This window comes from Alteromonas sp. RW2A1 (assembly GCF_001886475.1).
Classification (GTDB): domain Bacteria; phylum Pseudomonadota; class Gammaproteobacteria; order Enterobacterales; family Alteromonadaceae; genus Alteromonas; species Alteromonas hispanica.
On sequence record NZ_CP018031.1, the window covers coordinates 3,047,675 to 3,069,929 of the forward strand.

Here is a 22,255-nt window from a genome sequence, read left to right on the forward strand (position 1 = left end):
TGGCTTTCAGCGCTCTCTCCCCCTTCTTTATGCGCCCTATGAGCATCGTGAGTGTTAGGTGCCTTTTCCGCTTGATGGGCTTTTTTAACACCCGAGGTATCGCTTGCAGAAGAGGCGTCGTGCATACGATGCTGGTTATGCTCACCATGCTGACCATTCATTTCCACTATGATAAAGTCATCGTGTATCTCAAAGGTAAACGTCACCTCGTCATTAACACTGAATTCAGACAGAACAATGTGCTCAGCGGCAATGAAGTCCATTGTCGCAGGTTCTCTTCCCCATTTTTCAATGGCACCTCGGCTAATATTGAGGATTCGGGTGGCGATATTAATATCATTAATAACGCCGTTCACTGTTGCTGATGACACCTCAGGCTCTGACATAATGTGAATGCCAGTGAGAATAACGTTTTCGTTGTCGTCTTTGGTTACCTCAAAATGTAAGGTCTGCCCAGCCTTTAGTGCTTCAAAATCCACGCCGTCGGCAACCATAAAATCCATGGTCATCTCTGGCCAGTCCCAGGCTGTTACTGGGCCGTGAGAAATGTTAACCATACGGTGCCTAGCCATAACGTGGTTAATTTCACCTTCCATCCATACCGACTTCGGGAGTTCTGAAGCGTTCATTCTGGCGAAGTCAGACGTTTTGCTAGATTCAGAGTCGAGTAAAAACTGAGCTGACACTGCAACTTCATCGCCTTCAACGACGCCGTTTACAATTTCAATATATTCGTTGCCCACTCGACCAATATCCACATGAACAGACTTAAACTGACCGTCGCCTAACGCTACTACAACACGATTTTGAGTACCGGTTCGAATAACCGCTGCTTTAGGTACGACAACAACCTCGGAGTTTTCATCTGAAAACATCGTCACGCTGGCAAACATATTGGGCTTTAACTCGTCATTCGTATTATCGAATTTCAATCTTACTCTCAGTGTTCGAGTGCTTTCATTGAGCGAGGGGTAGATGTAATCAACATTACCTTTCCAATCTTTGCCTGGTAAGTAATCGACGGTCATACTCACTGGCAGCCCTTTTTTGACAAGTGCAGCATCTCGTTCAAATATCTCTGCTTCAACCCAAATTTTGTTGAGTTTGGCAATACTAAGCAACGTATTTTCTGGCTTTACATAAAAGCCCTCTCGTATGTTTAACCCGTCTACTACGCCAGATTGGGGGGCATAGAAGGTGATATTTTGCTGCACTTTTAACGTTTTCTCTAAGTTTTGAATTAAACGTTCTGATAGTTGCAGTGCCTTTAATCTGTCTTTTGCTCCGTTTATTAAACCCGTATTTTTGCGCTTGAGCGCTATCACGAGTTCTTCTTGCGCGTTAACTAACTGAGGTGAGTACAACGTGTAAATCGGTTCGCCTTTTTCTACTCTATCGCCCTCAGCTTTTACATGCAGCTTCTCAACCCAGCCTGCTACCCGCGGGTGAATATGCACCATTTCATCCTAATCGTACTGAACATACCCTACGGTTGAAATTTTGCTGTCGATGGGTTCACGTTTTACTGGAGCCGTTTTAACCCCTAAATTATTTACCACATTGGGTGAAATGGTGACTACCCCAGCCCCGTTACCTTGGTTATTCTCTGCGTTTCCTTGCTGCCCTTCGTAAACAGGAACCAAATCCATTCCCATGGGTGATTTTCCTGGCCCATCTTTACGATAATTTGGATCCATAGGAGCAACCCAGTAAAGAGGCTCTTTGCTCTGGCTGGTACTTTCACTGTCTTGCGCTGCCGCACTGCCATGCTCTTCCCCTTGAAAGAGCATCAACAGAGCTACGCCTACTACTGCCCCAATGACGATTCCAAAAATCGCTGCTTTTGCTGGCGTAGTAAAAATCTGTGAGCTAGGTGCGTTGTTAGACATTATTTTTCTCCCTCTTGTAGGGTTAAGCCCTGATCTGAGCGATATGTGTTGTTATGAGAATCTGAGAAGAAGTAATTGATTCTTGAGACGGTCTTCAGCGCTTCAACATTTATTTGCAATGACGCTATTCGGGCGTTTAGCACAGCGATTCTCGCTCGTACGACTTCAGCAAAATCGCCGTCATCATTAGTATATACGGTTAAAGAAGCTTCGGCTTGCTCATGGGTTTGTATTAACAACTGCTGCTCATAAATCGCCTGGCGCTCGCGCAAGCGATTTAGCTGCTTTATTTCCTTTTCAACAGCACTTAACATTTTTTTGGTGAGCAGCAGTTTTTCTGTTTTGACTGCTTCAGTATCTGCCACAGAGGCGGCGACTTCTTTGTCTTGTCGTTTTTTAGTGAACAAAGGCACATCGAATGATACGCCAACAGAGAAAAAGTCAGCTCTGCTCTGCCCCGATGGCATATCATCTCTGTACCCATAATTAGCGTTACCCCCCCACTGAGGTTTATACTGCTGCTTGGCCAAATCAATCGCTTTTTCAGACACCTTTCTTTTCACTTCTAATGCCTTCACAGCAGGATGTTGCGATAGAGCTCGAGCCATTCGGCTTCTTTTATAAGTGCTCATGTTGGTTATTTCTTGGTTATTTAACGCAATTTTAGGCAGTGTGTTCGATACGGAAAAAGCCAAAGGCTGAGAATCGAAGTTAAAAGCCTCGCCACTTTAATTGCGGCTGTATATATGAAGAAATTCATTCAACTGAGCCACGGCAGATTCCAACGCTTGCTGCTGAACCATTAAACGGTCTTCAAGTTGAATGATTTCAAGGTCGGCGCGGATCACATCTTGCTGTCTTGTATTTCCTACCGTTGAAGCATAATTTGCTCTGGCCACCTCAGACATCTGCTCGAACAAGGCACGATCAGACTCGATAAGGGCGATAGTCTGTTGTGCAAGATAGGCATCAAGCCACAGCTCAGAAACTAGGGTTTCTAATTTCGCCTTTCTGTCTTCCCGCAAAAAAGAAAACTGAGAGGCCTGAATGTTAAGCTGAGCCTCACGAATGGCGAGAGAATCACCTCGGGGAAACATTTGTGCTACGCCAATATTAAATTGGGTCATGGCTTCTTGGTTAAACGCCCACGAATTTGTGGGTAAGTTCATCATGCTTAACGACACTTTAGGGTTAGCCCATGTGTTCGCAGCATCGCTTCTGTATTCTGTCGCTTTCTGATTAAGCTGACTTCCATGAAGCCAAGGATCGTTTTGCTGGGCCCGCGAAATAGCTTGTTCAAGAGAAATGACATTGCGTGTTTGCTCAGCCAACGCAGAATGAGTAATTAACAAAAATCCCATCAGTATCGAGAGACTAAAATAAATGCGATTCATGATACTTGTCCTTTAGAAATAGGCATTTATAGCTTAACGCTGTAGCGCTTACTGGGTAACACGCTTACAACTAGTCGTCCATACGGAAAGTGAGGCCCACCTTTCAACGAACGCGTCAGCTAAATTGGCTAAAAATGCCTATTGTCGGTAAAACTATGCTTAATGATAAAAATTGAATGTGCGACATTTCCACGTTAATCACGAAAAAAAGACGCAATTACCCCGCTTAACTAAAAATAGGGGGCCGATAGAGAAGAGAAGTCACTGATTTTGGGGAGTTCACCTGTTGTGCAGCGATGCGTTCGCTAATTGCTTGTAAGGTGAAATAGTAATGGTATGAAGCTATGATACTCACTGCAGAGCACGCACTTGTTTTACAAACGCACTCTTCAACACAGCAACTTTCTTTATGATCAATGTCTTTAGAAGCACCGTGCAAGGCGTGTTGGTTTTTGTCACTTGCCATTTGCTGATGTGATTGGTGATGTAAGCTACCGTGACGGTCGTCTACATTTGAAACAAGTGCCGAGCCAGATGCAGAGGTAGTTGGCGAGCGAACAGAAAAAACAGCGCAATGCTCAAACACGTACGCAAAAGACTGCCCACTAAAAGCAACAAGCATACTGAATACAATCAAAAGTTTTGAAAACGCTGTGTTCATAATCCAACCAGATACATTCTGCGTAGCAGGAATAGGGCAAACAGTGAATAAAGTAAACGCTGTGTAGCGTTATTCGCGAAGGCTCGCATTGTTCACATCAACAAAATTTGCCGATAAGGCAAGGTGATCGAAGGGCAAAGTGATAATAGGCGAGGTTGAAATCTAGACGATTTTCTAGACGGCGTATGGCCTCTTTACATTTTTAGTCTAAATCAGCTGTTGAAAATAAAATTTGATCACATAACTGTAATAATGTAAATTTAAATAGTGAAAATTTATCAAAGGGGGCTTAACATGCTAAAGACATTCACGAAGTTATTCAAACGCAAGCACCCATACGCAGTTGCCGCATACGTAGGCCGCAAAAACGCACAACGTATTTTAGATTGTAAAATCGAGAAAAAGTCGAAGCTTCTTGCACACGACTAGCTACTAGCATATGGCTCCGAAAGGAGGATCGCTACCTCGTTAGGTAGCTTGATCACGCTAAACATGAAATCCGATGATTGAGAAATCATCGGATTTTTTTGTGCTTAACTTTTATAGCTAGAGCGCATATTTCTAAAATTGATAGTTAAGACTAACAGTAAAGTTTCGTCCCGGAGCAGTTAATATTCCGAGGTTTTCGTTTTCTGTTCGTCCTCGAACTTCTGTACCAATCCACGTTTCTTTATCTGTAATATTAAAAATACCGTAGTTCACATTGAGCGCTTCAGCCAATCTCACGTGTCCTAACAAATCAAAGGTGACATAACCGGGCGCCTCAAAAAAGCGAGGGACTTCTTCATTTAAGGGTTGCTGCTGACTATCAAAACGCTCTACTGCCGTCGCAACGAACTCTACAGACCATGGATCTTCTGGCATACCATATCCAATGCCCAGTACCGCTTGCGGTGGAAGAATAGGCTCTAATTCCTCTCCGGTAGCCTCATTTTTACTGGTAAGCCATGTGATTGCCGTATTTATTCGTACCCCTTCTAGCGCATCAAAGCGCTCACCTAAAAACCATGTCGCTCTCGCATCTATCCCTTCAATCGTTACCTCAGACAAGTTTTTCGCTTGGAATTCTACTAACCCAGTAGACGGATTAAATCCAACCATTGAGAGCGACTCGATAAAGTTGTCATAGTCGTTATGATAATAACTGACGCTCCAATCTACTTCGGCATTTACTCCACGAAGCCCCACTTCATAACTTTTAACTTGCTCAGGTTCAAGGTCGGGATTGGCCAGCGAGGTGTAACCGCCCGCGAAGTTTGTAAAGCCAACATTAATGTCATCAAATGGCGGTATTCTGAACCCTTCTGCGTACTGTAACCACATGGTCAATCCGTCGGTAAGCTTGTACAAAGTTCCCAATTTTGCAGACACTTCACTGTCGTCAAAAGATGCCGTTTCCACTCCTGGATTCGCTGCCGCAAACAGCGCATCCTCCCTTGGACTTAGTGTAAACTCATCATATCTGACGCCGGGTGAAACCGTTAGTTTACCGTCTAAAAACCTTATTTCATCTTGCACAAAAAACGATAATTCTCTGGCTTCAGACTCTGGAAAATCGCGGGCTGGAAACGCCGTAAACTCAGGTACCTGAACGCCGGTTTCTGTTACAAATGTGGCGCCCTCTCTAAGTGAGGTGCTTTCAGTAAATTGCAATTCACTACCGTAAATTAAATAGTGCTCTCCCCATCCGCTAAACGATTTGTCAAATTGAAGAATTCCGCCGCGAATCCGCTGCTCAAATCGGCTCGAGCGTGTCCGGTCTAATGCGATAGGAGTGGGATCGGTTCGACTAACGGCACCAAATCGTTCTTCTTTAGTATTTTGCAATGTATCGGTTTCTTGCATAAAACCACGTAGTAAAAATTTATCAAACAACGTGTGCTCATTATCGTATTCATAGTTTAATTGAATCCGCGAACGCTCTCTTTCATCATCACCTAAACTCTCGGTAATAAGCACGCCCCTTACCAAGGTATCCACGCTAGACTGAACATCTGTTTGGGTGCTTCCATTTAGCATATCTGCTATGAGCATTAGCCTGTGATGTTCACTTGGCGTGTAAATCAACTTTATCTGGCCACTTGTACTGGTGCTTTCCTGAGGGTCTGCAGCCACTCGTTCACTGCCCGTTTCAGGGCCTTTTGTATAAAAGCTCTCAATTTCATGACCTTGGCGTTCTGTTCCCGAAAGAAGCCACTGCCAATCGCCTGCGTAGCCGGCCAACTGCCCAGTTACCCACCATTCGTCAGAAGCGCTAACGTATCCAGTCTTTAATCGCCCACCAAAACGCTCCCCCTCTGCCACTAAATGTTTAGGATCTTTACTGATAAAAGCAACTACGCCACCAATAGCATCGCTTCCATACAATGTAGAAGCGGGGCCGCGAATAATCTCTGCTTGTTGAAGCATATCAATATCAACAAAATCTCGACGCGCTGAAAGCGCTGGTCCAAAACTAAACTCGTCGGCAATGGGCACACCATCAAGCAGCATAAGCACTCTGTCGCCGTTAATACCGCGAATATTAAAACCGGCCACCCCAAAGCGCCCGCCGCCTTCCACAGACACACCGGGCTCGTAACGCACGAGGTCACGAATATCTGTCATTACCTGTGCGTCAATCTGCTCACTATCAATAACGCTCACATGAGACGTAATTTCATTAATATCACGCTCACTTCGCGTAGCAGATATGGTGATGGTTTCAAACGCAGCATCCTCTGGTATTGCTTCGGCAACACTGACTGAAGACACCAATGCGCTTGCTATACAAAGCGCTAAACGTTTGGGAGAGACAGCACAAATAGACATTAGATTTCCTCTTGTAAAGATTAAAACAATCTGAGAAACTTGATCTTAATGATAACCATTCGCATTTGCAATGGTTAATTTTTAGAGGCTTTTATGAAAAACTTTCAAATATATTTCAAAGGGTTACTTATTTCTCTTTGCTGTTCCAGTGGTTTTGCAACCTTTAGTACTCACGCAGAAAAGCTTGGAAATGAACGTATTGTGAGTGCAGGAGGCAGCGTGACAGAGATACTGTTTGCTCTTGACCTTGGTGCCCAGATCGTTGCTGTCGACACGTCGAGTTTGTATCCCGTTGAAGCCACTACCCTGCCTAAAATAGGATATTACCGTCAGCTTAGCCCGGAAGGCGTTTTAGCCCAAAAGCCAGATATTTTAGTGGGTCACAGCAGCATGGGGCCCGAGGATGTGTTATCACAAATTTCAACAACCGATGTAGAAGTACTTCATGTAGAACACGATTATTCTGTGGAAAGCTTGTATGGTTTAATCGACACCCTTGCAAAGCGTTTTAAGCAAGAGGAAGCAGGAAAAAAACTGATTGCGCATATTTCAAATGAGCTAAATACAGTAAGTTCTGACATCTCTTCACAACCCAATCATTCCAATACAAATACTCTCGCCTTTTTTGCTTCTGTGGGCAGTCGCGGTCTTGTCGCTGCGGGCACCAAGACCATGCCTAGCACACTGTTTAAACTTGCCGGCGCCAATAATGCATTTGCCGATTTAGAAGGCTATAAACCCATATCACCAGAGTCATTGCTGGTGGCAAAGCCCAGCCGCCTGTTTATCCCCTCACACGCTGCGGCAGGACAATCTGTAGAAGAGTTGTGTCAGTTACCCGCATTACGCATGTGGGCCGAACTCACAGGATGCAATATAACCGTGGTTGACCCGCTAGTGTTTATGGGTCTTAGCCCACGATTAGCTAACGGTGTTGCACTAATAAAAGATATGAAAACCTCAAAATAGAGAGTTGCTTATGTCGGAACAAACTTCAGCCATACCAATGCAACCACCCGCGGCCAGAGTCAGCGAAACTCAAAGACTCCTTACACGAGATCACACTCGCTTTATGACTCTTTGCGCCGGTTTACTTATTGTCGCCCCTCTTCTAGTCATGTGGGCCGCCTCGCAGGGCGCTATGTCACTCTCTCTCGAAGCACTATGGCAAAGTATAACGGGTACTGATAACACAGACGCCAATTTACAAATGAAGGTGATGTGGGAAATACGTTTGCCAAGAGTATTGATGAGCCTTATTACTGGCGCAGGGTTAGCAATAAGCGGTGCAGTTATGCAGGGTATTTGTCGAAACCCATTGGCAGATCCTGGCTTAATTGGCGTGTCTTCCGGCGCGGCTCTCTTTGCTGCGGTAGTAATGGTATTTGGTGGTGCGATGGGATTGCCGGCAGTATTGCAGCCATTGTTGCTACCTATCGCTGCATTCACTGGCGCACTTGTAGTAAGCATGTTGGTGTTCAGGCTAGCTCGCACCACCTCAGGTATTAACACTTTATTACTCATATTGGCCGGTGTAGCGATAAACGCACTCGTGGGCACATTAATGGGGCTACTCGCCTATGTTGCTGACGATGGAACCTTGCGCCTAATAACCTTTTGGAGCATGGGAAGCTACGCAGGCGCCAATTGGCAGCAAGTAGGTTTGGTCGCATTGGGCGTGGGCCTTCCTGCAACACTTATGTGGCGATACAAAACCGAACTGACGCTCATGCTAAGTGGAGAGCAAGAGGCGAAATATCTCGGCGTTCCCGTTCAAAAAGTAAAGAGCTACAGCCTATTTGCCGTTGCCTTGCTAACAGCGTGCTGCGTGTGTTTTACCGGCATTGTGGGTTTTGTAGGATTAGTAACACCTCATATTTGCCGCATGGTTGTGGGCCCTGACTTGCGCAAGCTACTCCCCCTATCGGCTCTAACAGGAGCGTTCCTAGTTGGCAGTGCCGATACATTAGCAAGAACCCTTATTATTCCCTCTGAACTGCCTGTGGGGATAGTTACCTCTTGCCTTGGCGTGCCCTTTTTCTTGTACTTACTGCTAAGAGAACGCAAAGGACAATACCATGTTTGAAACAAATAACTTGAGCGTTAGAGTAGGTAACACAACTTTGCTCAACAATGTAACTGTGCATTTTCACTCTAACCAGTTAAGTGCAATTCTGGGGGCCAACGGTGCAGGTAAAAGTACACTGCTTAAAGTACTGTCCGGTGATATAGCACCGTCTTCGGGAACAGTAAGCTTATGCGGTCAAAAGCTTCATGAATGGCCCGCGGATGAACTTGCAACCACTCGAGCGATAATGGCGCAGCAGCGACGTCCGCAATTTGCGTTTACAGTATTGGAATACCTCATGTTAGCTCGTCATGCATGGGTAGAGTCTAAGCAGCAAAGCATTGAATTTACCGACACCATTGTGCAGCGCCTAGAGCTTCAACCTTTTTTACAACGCCCTATTACTCAGCTATCTGGTGGCGAGTGGCAACGCGTGCAATTTGCTCGATCTTGGTTGCAAGTGCTATCCCATGAGGGAGTTAAAAATAAAGTACTGCTGCTTGATGAGCCTACAGCAGCATTAGATATATATCAGCAGGGTCGTTTCTTCTCGCTATTAAAAGAATTTATGACGGAAGGCGGTACCGTTCTTATTGTGTTGCACGATATTAATCAAGCAGCACGTATTGCAGATGCTATGCTTTTATTAAATCAAGGGCATGTTGTTGCATCCGGTCGCACTCAAGACGTTTTCTCAGAATCTCATCTAAATCGCTGTTTTAATGTATCCGGCTCGGTTCAGCATCACGGCGATAATCATGCTTACTTTCACTATTTGTAATAAGGAATAAAAATGGACAATCAGCCAGCGCCTGACCATATTTTTAACGCCCGCTGTTTAATGCGAACGCAGCATACCGGAGTGCTATCTACTGTTAGCCTCTCGCTAAAAGGGTATCCTTTTGGCTCTGTTACTCCATATTGGATGACCGATAATGGCGATCTCATTTTGTATGCTTCGGACATTGCTCAGCACAGCCGAAATATGAAAGCGGATTCTAAAGTAAGTTTGTGTGTGTTTGATAGTAATAAAGACGATAGCCAAGCTAACGCCCGCGTTACCGTGATTGGCGATGCCAGCGTAATAGGCAGCGACTGTGAAGAGGCTGAAAGCTACTTTACGCTTTATCCTCAGGCCCGAGCTTATGTTAATGCACACGACTTTCAGTTTTATCGCATTACCCCCACCCGCATTCGTTATATTGGCGGTTTTGGCGAAATACACTGGTTTAAGCCGGAAGATTGGCACTATGCTACGCCCGAATGGGTTGAGCATAAGCAAGGGATGATAGACCACATGCATGAAGACCATAAAGATGCGTTGGCTCTTATGTTAGACCATCAATACGGCGTAAAAGCCAATGAAAACGACATTGAAATGCTAAATGCATGCATTGAAGGTTTTCATGTTAACGCTGCAGGCAACGTATATTTCATCAAATATGACTCTCCTTGCCTAGCACCGCAATCGGTTCGTCCTGCTATGGTGAAGCTAACGCACGCAGCTCGCAGAGGTGGGAGAGCTCAGTCGGTTGCGTAATACTTTGACTATTGACTCACTCATGTCACACCCAATTTTGATTGGGTGTGACGTTTTTTAACAATTTCACTATTCAGCATATTCTCTCTCTTTAAAACCATCATTCCGCATAGAAAATTACCCACTCAGCGAGACTTAAAATTTCGTAATCGCGCCGTGTTACCGCAGGTAAAGTGGTTCTGCATCAAAGTGACACAACAAAGAGTAAGGACATTTCAAACTCGCACTTCGGGAAGGTCTGGCAAGTTCCGTAGCTTCGTCCTGGGAATTTGAAAGGGAACAGCCACTCCTGGATTCTCACGTTTCGCTAGGAGACTTGCTAGCGCCCTCTGAGTGGGCAATCATCTAGTTCATAAGCATTTTTGTTAAATAGATTTTATTCTTCGAATTTTTTGTTGATAAAAAAACAATTATATATATCATATACGAACCATTATCATTTGTATTTAGAGTATTAAAGGGTAAATTTATGAGAAATGTAAGTAGAGTATCTAAATTGGGTAAAGCGATAGCATTTGCACTAGCGGGACTGTCGAGCGCGTCCGCAATGGCGGCTATAGCGCCAGACGATATTGAGCGTATCACCATTAGTGGAAATAGCGATTCAACATTTCCACGCACCATGGCTGCCGTTGATTCTGGCAAAATCTTTGAGGGCAAAAAGACCTCAGTGGTAGAGCTTGATGAAATGCCTAACTTCATTGAGCCAAACTTAAGACAGATGTTTTCTACGCTGCCGGGGCTCTTCGTTTCAGATCAAGCCATCCCCAGTTTTTACAATGTGAACTACCGCGGCTTAGGAAACCCTCATGAGTCTGAGTTCGTGGGCTTTTTTCAAAACAATATTCCCCTAGCCGCAGACCTTTTCGGATACCCTACCATCTACTACATGCCGCCAGCACAGCGTATTGAGCGCATAGAATTCGTTCGCGGCGGGTCGGGTTTAATTTACGGTCCACAAATAGGGCCGACGGTAAACTTTATTACCAAGCGCGCAGAAGTAGGCCGCGATACGGGCTTTCGAACCGATCAAGCACTCGGGAGCAATGGGCTATATAGCACTTATAATGAGTTTGCCACTTCAACTGGAGACTTCGGTTTCTTTGCATCGGTAGACCACCGTTCGGCCGACGGCCCTCGAGATAATGAAGATTTCGATGTAACATCAGGCCACGTTAGTGTGGCTTATGAAGGGTTTGACGACATTCGCCTTGGTTTCGAACTTGATGTATACAACTCAGACTCTGGTGAAGCAGGTCGTTTGAGTACGACGGAATTTGAACAAGACCGCAATCAAACATTAACCCCATTCAATCGTGTTGAGATAGAACAAGTACTGGCTAATTTTACTTTTGCGCAGAAGATTAGCGATAGTGCGACGCTTGACGCGAATGTCTGGTATTCATACATGGACCGCTTTAGTCGCCGTTCTGGGCAATTTTCTGAGCCTGAGAATGAGCCTGCTACCACAAATATTGATCAACAAGAATTCGATAATTGGGGCTTCGACGCCCGTTATGCGCAAGCCTGGGGCGACAACAATGTGCTGACTGTGGGGACAACCTCTTACTGGGGAGATAGCCCAAGAACTCGTCACGTCAGTAGCGATATTCGCTCTAACCAACAGAACGCCGCTGACTTGCTATTCGATCAAGACCGTAAAATGACGTATAACGCCGTATTTATCGAAAATTTATTCAAATTCGATAAATTGAGTGTGGTACCTACCCTACGTTATGAGCGCGTTAATTACGACTTAGAAGAGTTGACTAAAAATCCAAGTCTAAACCGAGATCCTATCGACGTAGACGAGACTGAAAATGAACTGCTACTCGGTCTTGGCATGATGTATCAGCTCAACGAAATCAGTGAGCTTTATGCAAACGTTTCTGAATCTTATCGCCCTCAACGATTTGATGATTTGGCCAACCCCAATTCAGAACTCGCCAGCTCAAATGGCCCCGATGTTTCTAGTGCAATGAACTATGAATTTGGTTACCGCGCCATGCCTGTTGATGGTCTTGTACTTGACGTGAGCGCGTTTAGAATCGACTTTGACGACAAAATTGAAACTATTCAGGTAAATATCGCTGACATAGAGCGAGTGAACTCTGGCGACTCTCGCCATCAAGGCGTAGAGTTTAGCGTCGACTACGACCTTTTTGCGGGTCGTGCTGACGAAAGTTTTAGAATTTTTGCCAATGGCTCGTTGCTTGATGCCGAAATCGTCTCTTCCCTTAACGAGAGCCTGGTTGGAAATACCACCGCTTTTGCACCGGAGTATCTTTTACGCGCCGGGTTTATATACAACACGGAAAAGCTTGATGTCGCGCTTACTGCGACAATGGTAGACGAGCAATTTTGGCAAGACTCGAATGCGTCTAGAGGAACAGGCATCGATGAAATAGCCGCGCTAATTCCTTCCTATGAAGTTGTTGACCTGACCGCTGAATATCGTATCGATTCGCAATGGGCAGTATATGGAGGCATTAATAACCTTTTAGACGAGAACTATTATTCTCGCGTGAGAAATGATGGTATCGAACCTGCCCTCGAAAGAACCGTATTTGCAGGCGTACGCTTTCAAATGTAAATAGCAAAATTGTAAGCAAGCAGGGGCGATAACTTGGCCCTGCGGTGCGCGCTTATAACCAGCGTCTTTTCAGACCACCTCCACACTTCAACATGTAATAAAATCGCTCTTTACGACCATTTCTTTTTGTTTTACCTCGCCGTTAAATTCCCTCATATTCCCGCAAATAATTAATAGCCATTAGAACGCAGTTGCGGATTGCAGGGGCTTTAACGTTGGAAAACACATTGTCTACAGAGCCTAAAGTACGCATTTCAGCGCCGGTGATTGCCCTGGCAATGTATGCGATAGCGTCAGGCTATTTAATGAGCCTCATTCCACTTATGCTAACGCACTATGGCCTTGATACGTCGCTGGCCAGTTGGTTAGCAAGTAGCTTTTATGCAGGCCTTCTTCTCGGTGCGTTGGCCATTGAGCCTTTGGTTACCCGCTTGGGACACCGAAACGGATTTGTTTGGTGTTTAGGTACGCTCATCACTACTATTGCCATAATGCCTGCAATCCCTGACGCCAGCGTTTGGTTGCTTGCCCGGTTCGTTGCTGGCGTTGCCGTTGCAGGTGTATTCGTTGTTGTTGAGTCTTGGTTATTACATGGTAATGAAGCCGACCGCGCCAAGCGCGTGGGCCTTTATATGGGAGCGTTCTATGGTGGCAGCTCGTTAGGACAGCTTTGCCTTGGCTTTGTTGGCGTTCACGGTGTGATGCCTTTTGTCGCCATTTTTACTGCGCTACTTTTTGCTGTTGGTGTATTACTGCTTATAAAAAGCGATCAGCCCAGTAGCGCGGAAATCACACCACTATCGTTTAAGCAAATCACCAAGCTCAATCACGCTGCAATAATGGGATGTATTGTATCAGGGTTAACGCTAGGTGCTGTTTACGGCTTAATGCCCCTAGAGTTGATACAGCGAGGTATTGCTCATCAGCACTTGGGAGGATTGATGGCGCTGGTCATTCTTGGGGCAATGGCTGTTCAGCCTTTGATCCCTATGTTATCTCGCTATTTATCCAGAACTCTACTAATGGCCCTGTTTTGCTTACTGGGCGTTGCTGCTATTTCTCTTACACTGTCCTTTGCAGGTTTATATGCACTGGGCGCCGGTCTATTCCTTCTTGGAATGGCCCTATTTGCCCTATATCCGGTTGCCATCAACCTTGCTTGCGACAACCTTGATGCCCATTACATTGTGTCGGCTACTCAGATTATGCTTTTCAGTTATAGTCTTGGTTCAGTTGCAGGACCCATTATAGCCGATGGTTTTATACTGCATGAACAAGGCCTGATGGGTTACTTATTTACTTGTCTCCTCGCCACCAGCATTTATATGCTAATCGCCAGTATTAAGCTGAAAAGTAAAGCAAAGGGCGTTTACGGCTAACATAGTTGCAACCCCTTTTTTCATTGCTGAGTGCACTTTATTAATAGATCGTTGTACACAAGACCGAGTGTGCACTCAGTTTGAAATTTTTACGCGATTTTTATACAGCGTACCGTGCTTATTTTCTATATTAAGTTTAACTTGTATAAAGTATTCAGGCGGTTAACCTATATTTCCATTAATTATGGTACAGCTTAAGTATCACAACGTTGACTAATCAAAAGGAAGAATTCAATTCTAAACTTTAAATATATTGTTTTTTTAGGCTCCGCACTACTGCTTAGTGTAGCTGTATGGTTTATTTTTTTCGCCAAGGAATTAGCACCTGATTTTACTGCCTACGCTGCTGGGCCAGAGCGCAAAACCGCGTTCTTCAATTATTTTACCCCTATAATCGTTGATGCTAATAAGCAACTAGCCGCAGATAGACGACAAATTCAAAAAATATGCGATAAGGGTAACAGTGACGCGGCCTCGCTAGAAAGTTACTTAACCAAGTATCGGATTGACGATGCCGATCTACAACAAGAGTCTGCTTGTCAATTATTGTTGCGTCGCGCGGATGTGGTGCCCGTTTCATTAGCACTCGCTCAGGCTGCAAACGAAAGTGCGTGGGGCACGTCTCGTTTTGCTAAACAAGGGAACAACTTCTTTGGCCAATGGTGCTTTACCAAAGGCTGCGGCATTGTTCCCCAGTCTCGTGATAAAGGAAAAGCCCATGAGGTCGCCGACTTTCGTTCACCAGCAGATTCGGTCGAAAGCTACATGATGAATTTAAATCGTCATGATGCCTACAAACCGCTTCGCACTATTCGCCAATCACTTAGGGAAAAAGGGTTTGTTATTTCTGGGTTACCGCTTACCCACGGTTTAAACAAATACTCTGAACGTGGTGAGGAGTATGGAAAAGAGTTGCGTGACATGATTACCTTCAACGATCTAACACGCTTTGATACGGCATCAGATTAGATGGCGGACCAATGCGGTTCGCCGTCGCTTTCCTATTCGCCTTAGCTTCCCTATGAAAACGTGATAAATCGTGCAAAGCACTAGTTGAAAAAGCGCCTCGCAACATTAAGACCATAAACGAAAACTATGCGTATATATCGTAAATTAAATTTATGCTCGCCACTATGAAAACAGACTCGACAGCAAAGCCCTACGCCATCATCGATAGAAGTTGCAAACCGCTTATCTATGTCACCTTTACAGGGCAACGTGAAACCCCTGAAAATTTCGAAAACTATCTTAACGAGTTACATCGAAATTATGATGATAAGGCGCCCATAGGCCTAATTTTTGACGCAGAAAAAGCCCCTACTCCAAACATTGCGTATCAAAAACTTCAGGCGCAATGGATGCAAACACACTTCAACTTAATCCAGCAATATTGTCAGGGAGTGGCTTACATCATGCCAAATCCATTTTTACGGCCAGTGCTTTGAATGATTTTTGCGATACAAAGAAGCCCAGCCCCGTTTAGAATATTTTCGAATAAAGAAGCGGGTGTGAAGTGGCTAAAGGGTAGATGCCAATAGTGTATTGCTATAAGCAATTTAAGTATAAGTAGGCATGAAATGAGTCAGGTGAATATCAATTGTGACCTGACCCCATTTATGAAAAAGGAGCCGCATTGCTGCGACTCCCCGTGCTTTGGCCAGCGAATCAGCCAGCCAGAATGGTGACGTAAGAAGGGTTAGTTAAAACGTACCCCATTCATAGCCAATTCACCTGTTTTCAAAACACTAGACATATGATCACCTCCTTCGATATCTGCTGAACACAACTTCAATGTAGCATTTGAATTCATCATGTAAAGAAGGATTGATTTTTATGGCAAACTTTTAATTTTTGGCGCTTTTTATGCTAGTTTCTTGGACGGATAAAAGTGGACTCCGTTCAAAGCACTCTATGTTTAAAGATGAATGCTATAGGTGCTTTTCTATCTCAATTTCTAGGCATTCACTCGCCTTGGAACCAGCAATGGTGAGCCAAATTTGTCCATCTTGAATGGTGACCTGAATTTGCATAGAGCGCTCTACCGCAGCAGATAATGTTGCTGAGAGGGAGTTTGGTAGCGTATACACAGATAAGTTCTTTTTTGTATTGAGTTTGTTCTGTTCTTTCTTCCACCACACATCAAAGCTGTTATCGGCATAAGCGTAAATCTTCATTTGCTTACTTTGATTACAGCCCTTTTTGATTCGCTGCTCCGATGGTTGTCCTAACTCAATCCAGAGTTCTATTTCGTCGCTAAAGGTTTTTTGCCATAAATCTGGTACTTCATCGTCTGACAACCCCTTAGTAAACTGCAGTTGCTCGTGAGCATTAACGATGAAGGCGATAATGCGCAGCATCATACGCTCGTCGTTTTCAGATGGGTGGCGGGCAATAGTTAAATTATGATCGTTGTAATAATTGCGGTCCATATCCGTTATCGATATGTCCGCTTTAAATATCGTTGCTTTAAGTGCCATGTTAATCCTTAGGAAAATGCAAACGAGGCTTATACATTTTCTATTCAGTAATTATGATACAGTCAAAGGGCACACTCGCCTTTATCTATTGATTAAGTTCCTCCACTACTGAATAAGTACCGCCACTAGGGCTTTTACATCTGCATACCTACACTGTTCACAGCTAGCAAACCCCGCTACTTGCCTTACTTTAAAACGAGTGAATAGTGGCATCGACATACCGGTGAGAAAACGGCAATAAGTACTAAGCGTGATGTCATCGGTATATTTACCTTTTAAGTGAGTTTGCAACGCTTGTACTGCTCGAGCCACATCATTTTTATTCGGGGTCGCTACAGGCGTCGAATGCTCAAGCTTTGCCACATTTCCTCTACATACACTGCAATGACCGCATTGTTTAGGCGCGTTATTGTCATCGAAGTAGGCAGACAAGTTGAAGTTAAGACACGTGCGAAGTTCAAAGAAGCGAACCAGTGCGGCAATACGTTTTATTTCTTTTTGCTCGTTGTCGGCAAAATAAAATGCCAGTTTTTCAGCTAAATCGCCGACCAGTAGTGCCTGTTTGTTCACTTCATACACATCGGTAATTAAACGAGACGCAAGCTCAATATGACTGTGCTCATGTAAATATTCCAGCGCAGCAACTACTCGGCTTCGTTCAGCACCATAATGCTCAAATATGCTGTCAAAATTGACAATGCCCCACACTTTTTTCATTGCTGTGTGCGAAAACACTGCATCTAAAAAATCTCTTCGTTCTTGTGAAAATTGATTCAAAATAGTGTCTTTGTCGGTGATAAAGCGAAACTTAAATTCTGCGAAATAAGCAAACAAGGGCTTTACTACCCCGGCCAACTCCAATTGCACCAGCAAGGTTTTTAACGGTAACTGACGAATGTTACTTAACGCCGATAGACTATTAATTTGGGTTTCCCATTGATAAAGGCCATCATCCGATTGGCTTACTTTTTGAGCTTGACCAATATCATGAGATGCACTGTCTTGTGAGGCAATATCGTCAATCACTTTTTGTATTGCAACTTGGTCTGGAGTATCGCCGTAAACAAAGTTTTCAATGGTAACCAAACCGTCTAAATTCGCCAGTACCGTGCAGTTTGCAATGTCTCCGTCTCGGCCTCCGCGACCAATTTCCTGACTGTAATTCTCAATAGATTTAGGCAAGTCATAATGTATAACAAATCGGATATCCGATTTATCGATACCCATACCAAAAGCAATAGTAGCCACCACCACTTGCAGCCTATTTTCCATAAAATCGAGCTGAATACTCTGCCTTACATCACTGTCTAGGCCAGCGTGATAAGCACTGGCAGCAACACCGTTTTGTTGTAAGAAACGTGCCACCTGCTCTGCACTTTGTTGCAACGTCACATAAACAATGCCAGCGCCCTGCTGTTGTTTTAATTGTTGCAACAAGGTGCTGTCTTTTTCTGCTTCTACTACTGGCAACACATTTAAATTTAAATTCTGCCGATAAAACCCTGTTTGAATAACATCGTTGTCAGCGATGCCAAACCGTACTGCCATATCTTGCTTAACTTTTTTAGTCGCTGTAGCTGTTAACAAAAGCACCAAAGGTATATTTAAGTCTTTCTGATACGCGGGAAGTTTTAAGTAATCAGGGCGAAAGTTATGTCCCCATTCTGAAATACAGTGGGCTTCGTCCACCACCAACATCGACACTGGAATAGACTCAATAAACTGCCGAAAACGCTCATTTTTAAATCGCTCTACTGAAACCATAAGAATTTTACACTGGCCAGTGCGAATATCGTTCATGACCTGCTTGTTTTGCTGAGGCGTTAACGTTGAGTCGATACTGGCTGCCGCAATGCCTTTGCTATGCAAAAACTCAAGCTGATCTTTCATTAACGCCAGTAGCGGCGATACCACCAGAGTAAGGTGAGGAAGCTGGGTTGCTACGAACTGATAACACAAAGACTTGCCTGAACCAGTAGGGAAAATAGCGAGCGTAGAGCGCTGACTAAGCAATCCCTGCACAACCTCTTGCTGCCCTTGTCTAAACGAGGAAAAGCCGAAAAGCTGATGAAGTAATGTAGAATAATCTGAGGTCATTGAGTTTGGTATCATCTGTAAAGTCGCAAAGATGATACAGCAAGATGAAATCGCAAGATATTAGAGCGTGTTGACCTTTGCAGTACATTCAGCCCAAAATTCCTACAGCAGAGGTCGCCTTGTGCTAATGATTTGTTGTCACATTTTTACGATTTACGCAAATCTTCAGGTGTATTATCGGCAACAACAGCGTTTCGCTCCCCCATTGGTTTGTCCTCACCTACGGTACTATCCACACTGGTTTGTAGCTCTATGCTTGAGTTTACTTCAGCACCAATAAGAATAATGTAGGCACTTAAATACAACCACATAAGCAAAATAATAATACCGCCCACTGAGCCATAGGTTTTGTTATAGCTGGCGAATTCATTTAAATATATTGAGAACGCATAAGACCCTGCTATCCATAGTACGGTTGCCAGCATTGAGCCAGGTGTAACCCATCGCCACTGTGCCGAGCGCCGGTGGGGCGCATAACGATACAACGCAGAAAGACAAAAATTAAACAACACAAGCATAACAGGCCACGTAAGCCAAATAGCCTGCTTGTCATCAATTGAGCCTCCTGAAGCCCAACTAATAGTTTCGGGCAAAATAGTAACGCACGCCAAGGCAACTATTACGGTGGCTATCATACTGATAGTGCAGGTTATGCGAGCTATTAAGCCATTAAAAAAGCCTCGTCCCTCACTTTCGTTATAGGTGATATTGCACGCTGTGATTAATGCATTTGCTCCTTTACTACTGCTCCAAAGCGACAAGAATAGGGTTAAAAAGAACCCCCACCCTAATGCAGAACTCGACTTTTCCGTCAGTTTTTTAAGCTGCTCTTCAATGATATAGCTACTGTCGGAAGGCACCACATCTACGAGTAAAGCCATATGACGCTGCAACTCTTCTGGCGATACAATAAGACCATATAAGGATATTGTTGCCCCCAGTAAGGGAAAGATTGCCAACAAACAATAAAACGCAACACCTGCGGAAATAAGGGGAATATTATGACCGCCAATATTAGTGAATATGCGCTTGAGAATGCTCCACCAGTTGTTGAGTGAGAGTTGAAAAGCTGTGCTCGCTTCACTGAGGTGTGTATTACTCATAGTCTCGCGTTAGTTTTTTGTTGATAGGATAGATACAGCAGTGGGTATGACTAGGATTAAAATATTTTCACACAGCTTGTTATTTCAGCCAGCGACCGCTTTTAATGACAGCTGCAAAAAACAAGCGAAAGCAAAAGTATAATGAAGATGTATGCATTTCACTTGCCTTTCGTTTCAGTTACCTATCGTTTCAGTGGTTAAACGTTTCTCAGCTAGTTCAAGAGCGGCTGTCACTGCGTCGGTTGCCTCACAGGGAATATCCGGTATGACTCCCTCACCTTTCCAGCTCTCTTGGGTAAACGGATGTCGTAAATCGCCGTAGGTCATCACAAGGTTGATGTGCTCACTAAGTGGTTTGGTAGCCGATAGATAGCTCAAACCCATTGTACGCGTGCCCACAACAGTCGCCTTACTCGTCTGTTGAAGTGTAAAGGCTACAAACTCCCACGAACCCGCCACAAAAGGCGATGTAGCCACAAAAATAGGCACATTCTCACCCATTTTAAACCTAGTATCACTCGCCACTAATAGAGAGGTATTATTGTGAGCTAGGGTAAGGGTTGCAAGGGGTTTACCCGTAGGTACAAAGTAACTTAAAAATTGCTTGGCAACATCTAAGTCGACGTAGCCAGCGCTTCTTAAATCAATAACGATCGCAGTGGCGCTAGATAAGTAAGCCACAGCACTGTCTATATCGCTTTTTGCGTGCTCATTAAAAAGGTCGCCATCAATTCCCAAGTAGCCAATATTCGATTCGAGCAATTGAGTTTCAATGGTACTGGGAAAGACTCTATCTGGTGCTTTGCCCAAATTTTCTGACCCAGACCGCCATGTAATCTCAAAATTAGCATCATGGCTTGAAGCATATAATAAAGATTCGAGCTTTCGTTTAAACCGATGAAATTGATAATGACCGTCAAAGTCACCTTGGTTGAGGGAGGTGGTGAGCTTCTCAGTCATCTTTTCCCGATGTTTCTCATGCAGGTAGTCTTTATCTACACTCACTACAAGATTATTTAGCGCCTTGACGACTTCTTGTTGTGATAGCAGTTCATCTTCAGCAGTCACACAAAATGATGCAAAAATCGACGTAAAAAGAAACGCGAAATATATCAACAAAGTAGGAAAATGGCGTAAGGTTATCAAGAGCATTCCAGGTAATGTATTCAGTGTATATGTTTGTCTTCGCCCTACTTTTTCAATAGGCAAAATGGCTTATTTCCCAGGTGCCCTAATCATCAGGAAAATAGGCAAACACTTCTTCTACAGACTTATCGAAGAGTTTGGCAATTTTGAAAGCTACCTCTAGCGAGGGGTTATACTTGTTTTTTTCAATAGCCATAATAGTTTGCCGCGTAACACCAACTGCCTCAGCGAGTGTTTGTTGCGTCATCTCGTTAGCAAAAAAGCGACATTCTCTCACTTTATTCGTAATCGCCATAATGGTTATACCGCGTCTTTTCTATAAAGTATGATTTGATGTGTAAATCTCACTATTTCCGAAAAAATAAACATAAGCAACAGCACATGAACTTCAAACAATGGGATGGGAAAGTAGGCTTTTATCGACGATTCGACACCAAGTGCATGTGGCAGCAATAATTGACCTAATGTCATGACTACTCCAATGCTTAATACCCAGTAGCCGCTGTTATTAGCAGTTAATGCGATAAACCGGTCTCGCTCATCACCTTCTATGTCAGCTTTAGACCCTGCAACAGCAATAAGTGACTGAAAAATAATTTCTACAATGATGATATATAAAATAGCCTGACTTAAATTTCCCATGGCAATATCAATAGCTTGCTGCTCTGACACGCTAGCTAAATCAATGCTGATTACATTTAATGTGTACGAGCCAAAAATCACCAGTGTGGCAATAAGCGATAGCCAGGTACTTTTTTCTTTTAGTGTCATGTTCATAAGTAGCTCCATTAAATTTGTTACAGCGACGTGATTTAAGGCCTTGTGCGCTTGAGGGTGTGCTTACAATGAACAAAGAGTAATTAATTCATTACTCAATGTATAGTATTTTTAACATAAGGGTTGAAATAAATTACTTTTCGACATTTTTACACATAAAATGGAAATAAGTAGAAGTGGAAGTTGTAGAGGTGAAAGTGCCAGTTTAAATGGAAGAGAACCATTCAATGTACACCATTTTTTAAAGTAAAAATTAACGGCTCATTGAGGGAGAGCATGCGTGAAATCGTCAGCCGTAGTAAATGCAACAAATCTGACTT

Annotated in this window: 18 protein-coding genes and 1 pseudogene; 8 read left to right on the forward strand and 11 right to left on the reverse strand. The window is 43.9% G+C overall.

What is annotated here, in order from left to right; genetic code table 11:
• Positions 1-119: 119 nt before the first annotated feature.
• The 5 genes and pseudogenes from BM528_RS13610 to BM528_RS13630 form a co-directional block, all read right to left on the reverse strand.
• Positions 120-1,889: pseudogene (locus BM528_RS13610) on the reverse strand (efflux RND transporter periplasmic adaptor subunit); the annotation flags it as partial.
• A complete protein-coding gene (locus BM528_RS18870; RefSeq protein ID WP_232230492.1) occupies positions 1,889-2,497 on the reverse strand; it encodes a TolC family protein in 609 nt (202 codons plus the stop codon). The pseudogene BM528_RS13610 and the gene BM528_RS18870, both read right to left, overlap by 1 nt.
• 120 nt (positions 2,498-2,617) lie before the next feature.
• The gene (locus tag BM528_RS18875; protein WP_232230493.1) at positions 2,618-3,283 is read right to left on the reverse strand and encodes a TolC family protein; all 666 of its coding nucleotides are present in this window, start codon (positions 3,281-3,283) and stop codon (positions 2,618-2,620) included.
• A 226-nt stretch (positions 3,284-3,509) separates the two neighbouring features.
• Positions 3,510-3,944: a hypothetical protein gene (locus BM528_RS13625; protein ID WP_071980283.1), complete on the reverse strand. Its 435-nt coding sequence runs from the start codon at positions 3,942-3,944 to the stop codon at positions 3,510-3,512.
• 561 nt (positions 3,945-4,505) lie between these two features.
• Positions 4,506-6,755, reverse strand: coding sequence for a TonB-dependent hemoglobin/transferrin/lactoferrin family receptor (locus BM528_RS13630; RefSeq protein WP_071980284.1), 2,250 nt, complete (start codon positions 6,753-6,755; stop codon positions 4,506-4,508).
• A gap of 93 nt (positions 6,756-6,848) precedes the next feature.
• Between BM528_RS13630 and BM528_RS13635 the strand changes: the two genes are divergently transcribed.
• The 8 genes from BM528_RS13635 (at position 6,849) to BM528_RS13670 (ending at position 15,780) form a co-directional block, all read left to right on the forward strand.
• Positions 6,849-7,724, forward strand: coding sequence for a heme/hemin ABC transporter substrate-binding protein (locus BM528_RS13635; protein ID WP_071980285.1), 876 nt, complete (start codon positions 6,849-6,851; stop codon positions 7,722-7,724).
• Between the two features lie 10 nt (positions 7,725-7,734).
• A complete protein-coding gene (locus tag BM528_RS13640; protein WP_083595294.1) occupies positions 7,735-8,841 on the forward strand; it encodes a FecCD family ABC transporter permease in 1,107 nt (368 codons plus the stop codon).
• The gene (locus tag BM528_RS13645; protein ID WP_044447363.1) at positions 8,834-9,604 is read left to right on the forward strand and encodes an ATP-binding cassette domain-containing protein; all 771 of its coding nucleotides are present in this window, start codon (positions 8,834-8,836) and stop codon (positions 9,602-9,604) included. The genes BM528_RS13640 and BM528_RS13645 overlap by 8 nt, the downstream gene beginning before the upstream one ends.
• Before the next feature lie 12 nt (positions 9,605-9,616).
• Positions 9,617-10,363 (forward strand): HugZ family pyridoxamine 5'-phosphate oxidase, encoded by a 747-nt coding sequence (locus BM528_RS13650; RefSeq protein ID WP_052806652.1) that lies wholly within the window; start codon positions 9,617-9,619, stop codon positions 10,361-10,363.
• A gap of 469 nt (positions 10,364-10,832) precedes the next feature.
• Complete coding sequence (locus tag BM528_RS13655) at positions 10,833-12,956, forward strand: TonB-dependent receptor family protein (RefSeq protein ID WP_020745975.1); 2,124 nt, start codon at positions 10,833-10,835, stop codon at positions 12,954-12,956.
• 215 nt (positions 12,957-13,171) lie between these two features.
• On the forward strand, positions 13,172-14,335 hold the full coding sequence (locus BM528_RS13660; protein ID WP_071980286.1) for an MFS transporter: 1,164 nt from the start codon (positions 13,172-13,174) through the stop codon (positions 14,333-14,335).
• Positions 14,336-14,884: 549 nt separating this feature from the next.
• Positions 14,885-15,304: a glucosaminidase domain-containing protein gene (locus BM528_RS18880; protein ID WP_269529786.1), complete on the forward strand. Its 420-nt coding sequence runs from the start codon at positions 14,885-14,887 to the stop codon at positions 15,302-15,304.
• 164 nt (positions 15,305-15,468) lie between these two features.
• Positions 15,469-15,780, forward strand: coding sequence for an STAS/SEC14 domain-containing protein (locus tag BM528_RS13670; protein WP_156844074.1), 312 nt, complete (start codon positions 15,469-15,471; stop codon positions 15,778-15,780).
• Positions 15,781-16,263: 483 nt separating this feature from the next.
• On the opposite strand, the gene BM528_RS13675 is transcribed toward BM528_RS13670, so the two are convergent.
• The 6 genes from BM528_RS13675 to BM528_RS13700 form a co-directional block, all read right to left on the reverse strand.
• A complete protein-coding gene (locus BM528_RS13675) occupies positions 16,264-16,812 on the reverse strand; it encodes a YaeQ family protein (RefSeq protein WP_071980288.1) in 549 nt (182 codons plus the stop codon).
• Positions 16,813-16,917: 105 nt separating this feature from the next.
• Positions 16,918-18,909 (reverse strand): RecQ family ATP-dependent DNA helicase, encoded by a 1,992-nt coding sequence (locus BM528_RS13680; protein WP_071980289.1) that lies wholly within the window; start codon positions 18,907-18,909, stop codon positions 16,918-16,920.
• Positions 18,910-19,055: 146 nt separating this feature from the next.
• Positions 19,056-20,012, reverse strand: coding sequence for a YihY/virulence factor BrkB family protein (locus BM528_RS13685; protein ID WP_071980290.1), 957 nt, complete (start codon positions 20,010-20,012; stop codon positions 19,056-19,058).
• Between the two features lie 174 nt (positions 20,013-20,186).
• Complete coding sequence (locus tag BM528_RS13690) at positions 20,187-21,080, reverse strand: S41 family peptidase (RefSeq protein ID WP_198033564.1); 894 nt, start codon at positions 21,078-21,080, stop codon at positions 20,187-20,189.
• A gap of 163 nt (positions 21,081-21,243) precedes the next feature.
• A complete protein-coding gene (locus BM528_RS13695) occupies positions 21,244-21,453 on the reverse strand; it encodes a helix-turn-helix transcriptional regulator (protein WP_032097230.1) in 210 nt (69 codons plus the stop codon).
• A gap of 5 nt (positions 21,454-21,458) precedes the next feature.
• Positions 21,459-21,935 carry a hypothetical protein gene (locus BM528_RS13700; RefSeq protein ID WP_083595296.1) on the reverse strand — a complete coding sequence of 159 codons (477 nt, stop codon included), beginning with the start codon at positions 21,933-21,935 and terminating at the stop codon, positions 21,459-21,461.
• Between the last annotated feature and the right edge of the window lie 320 nt (positions 21,936-22,255).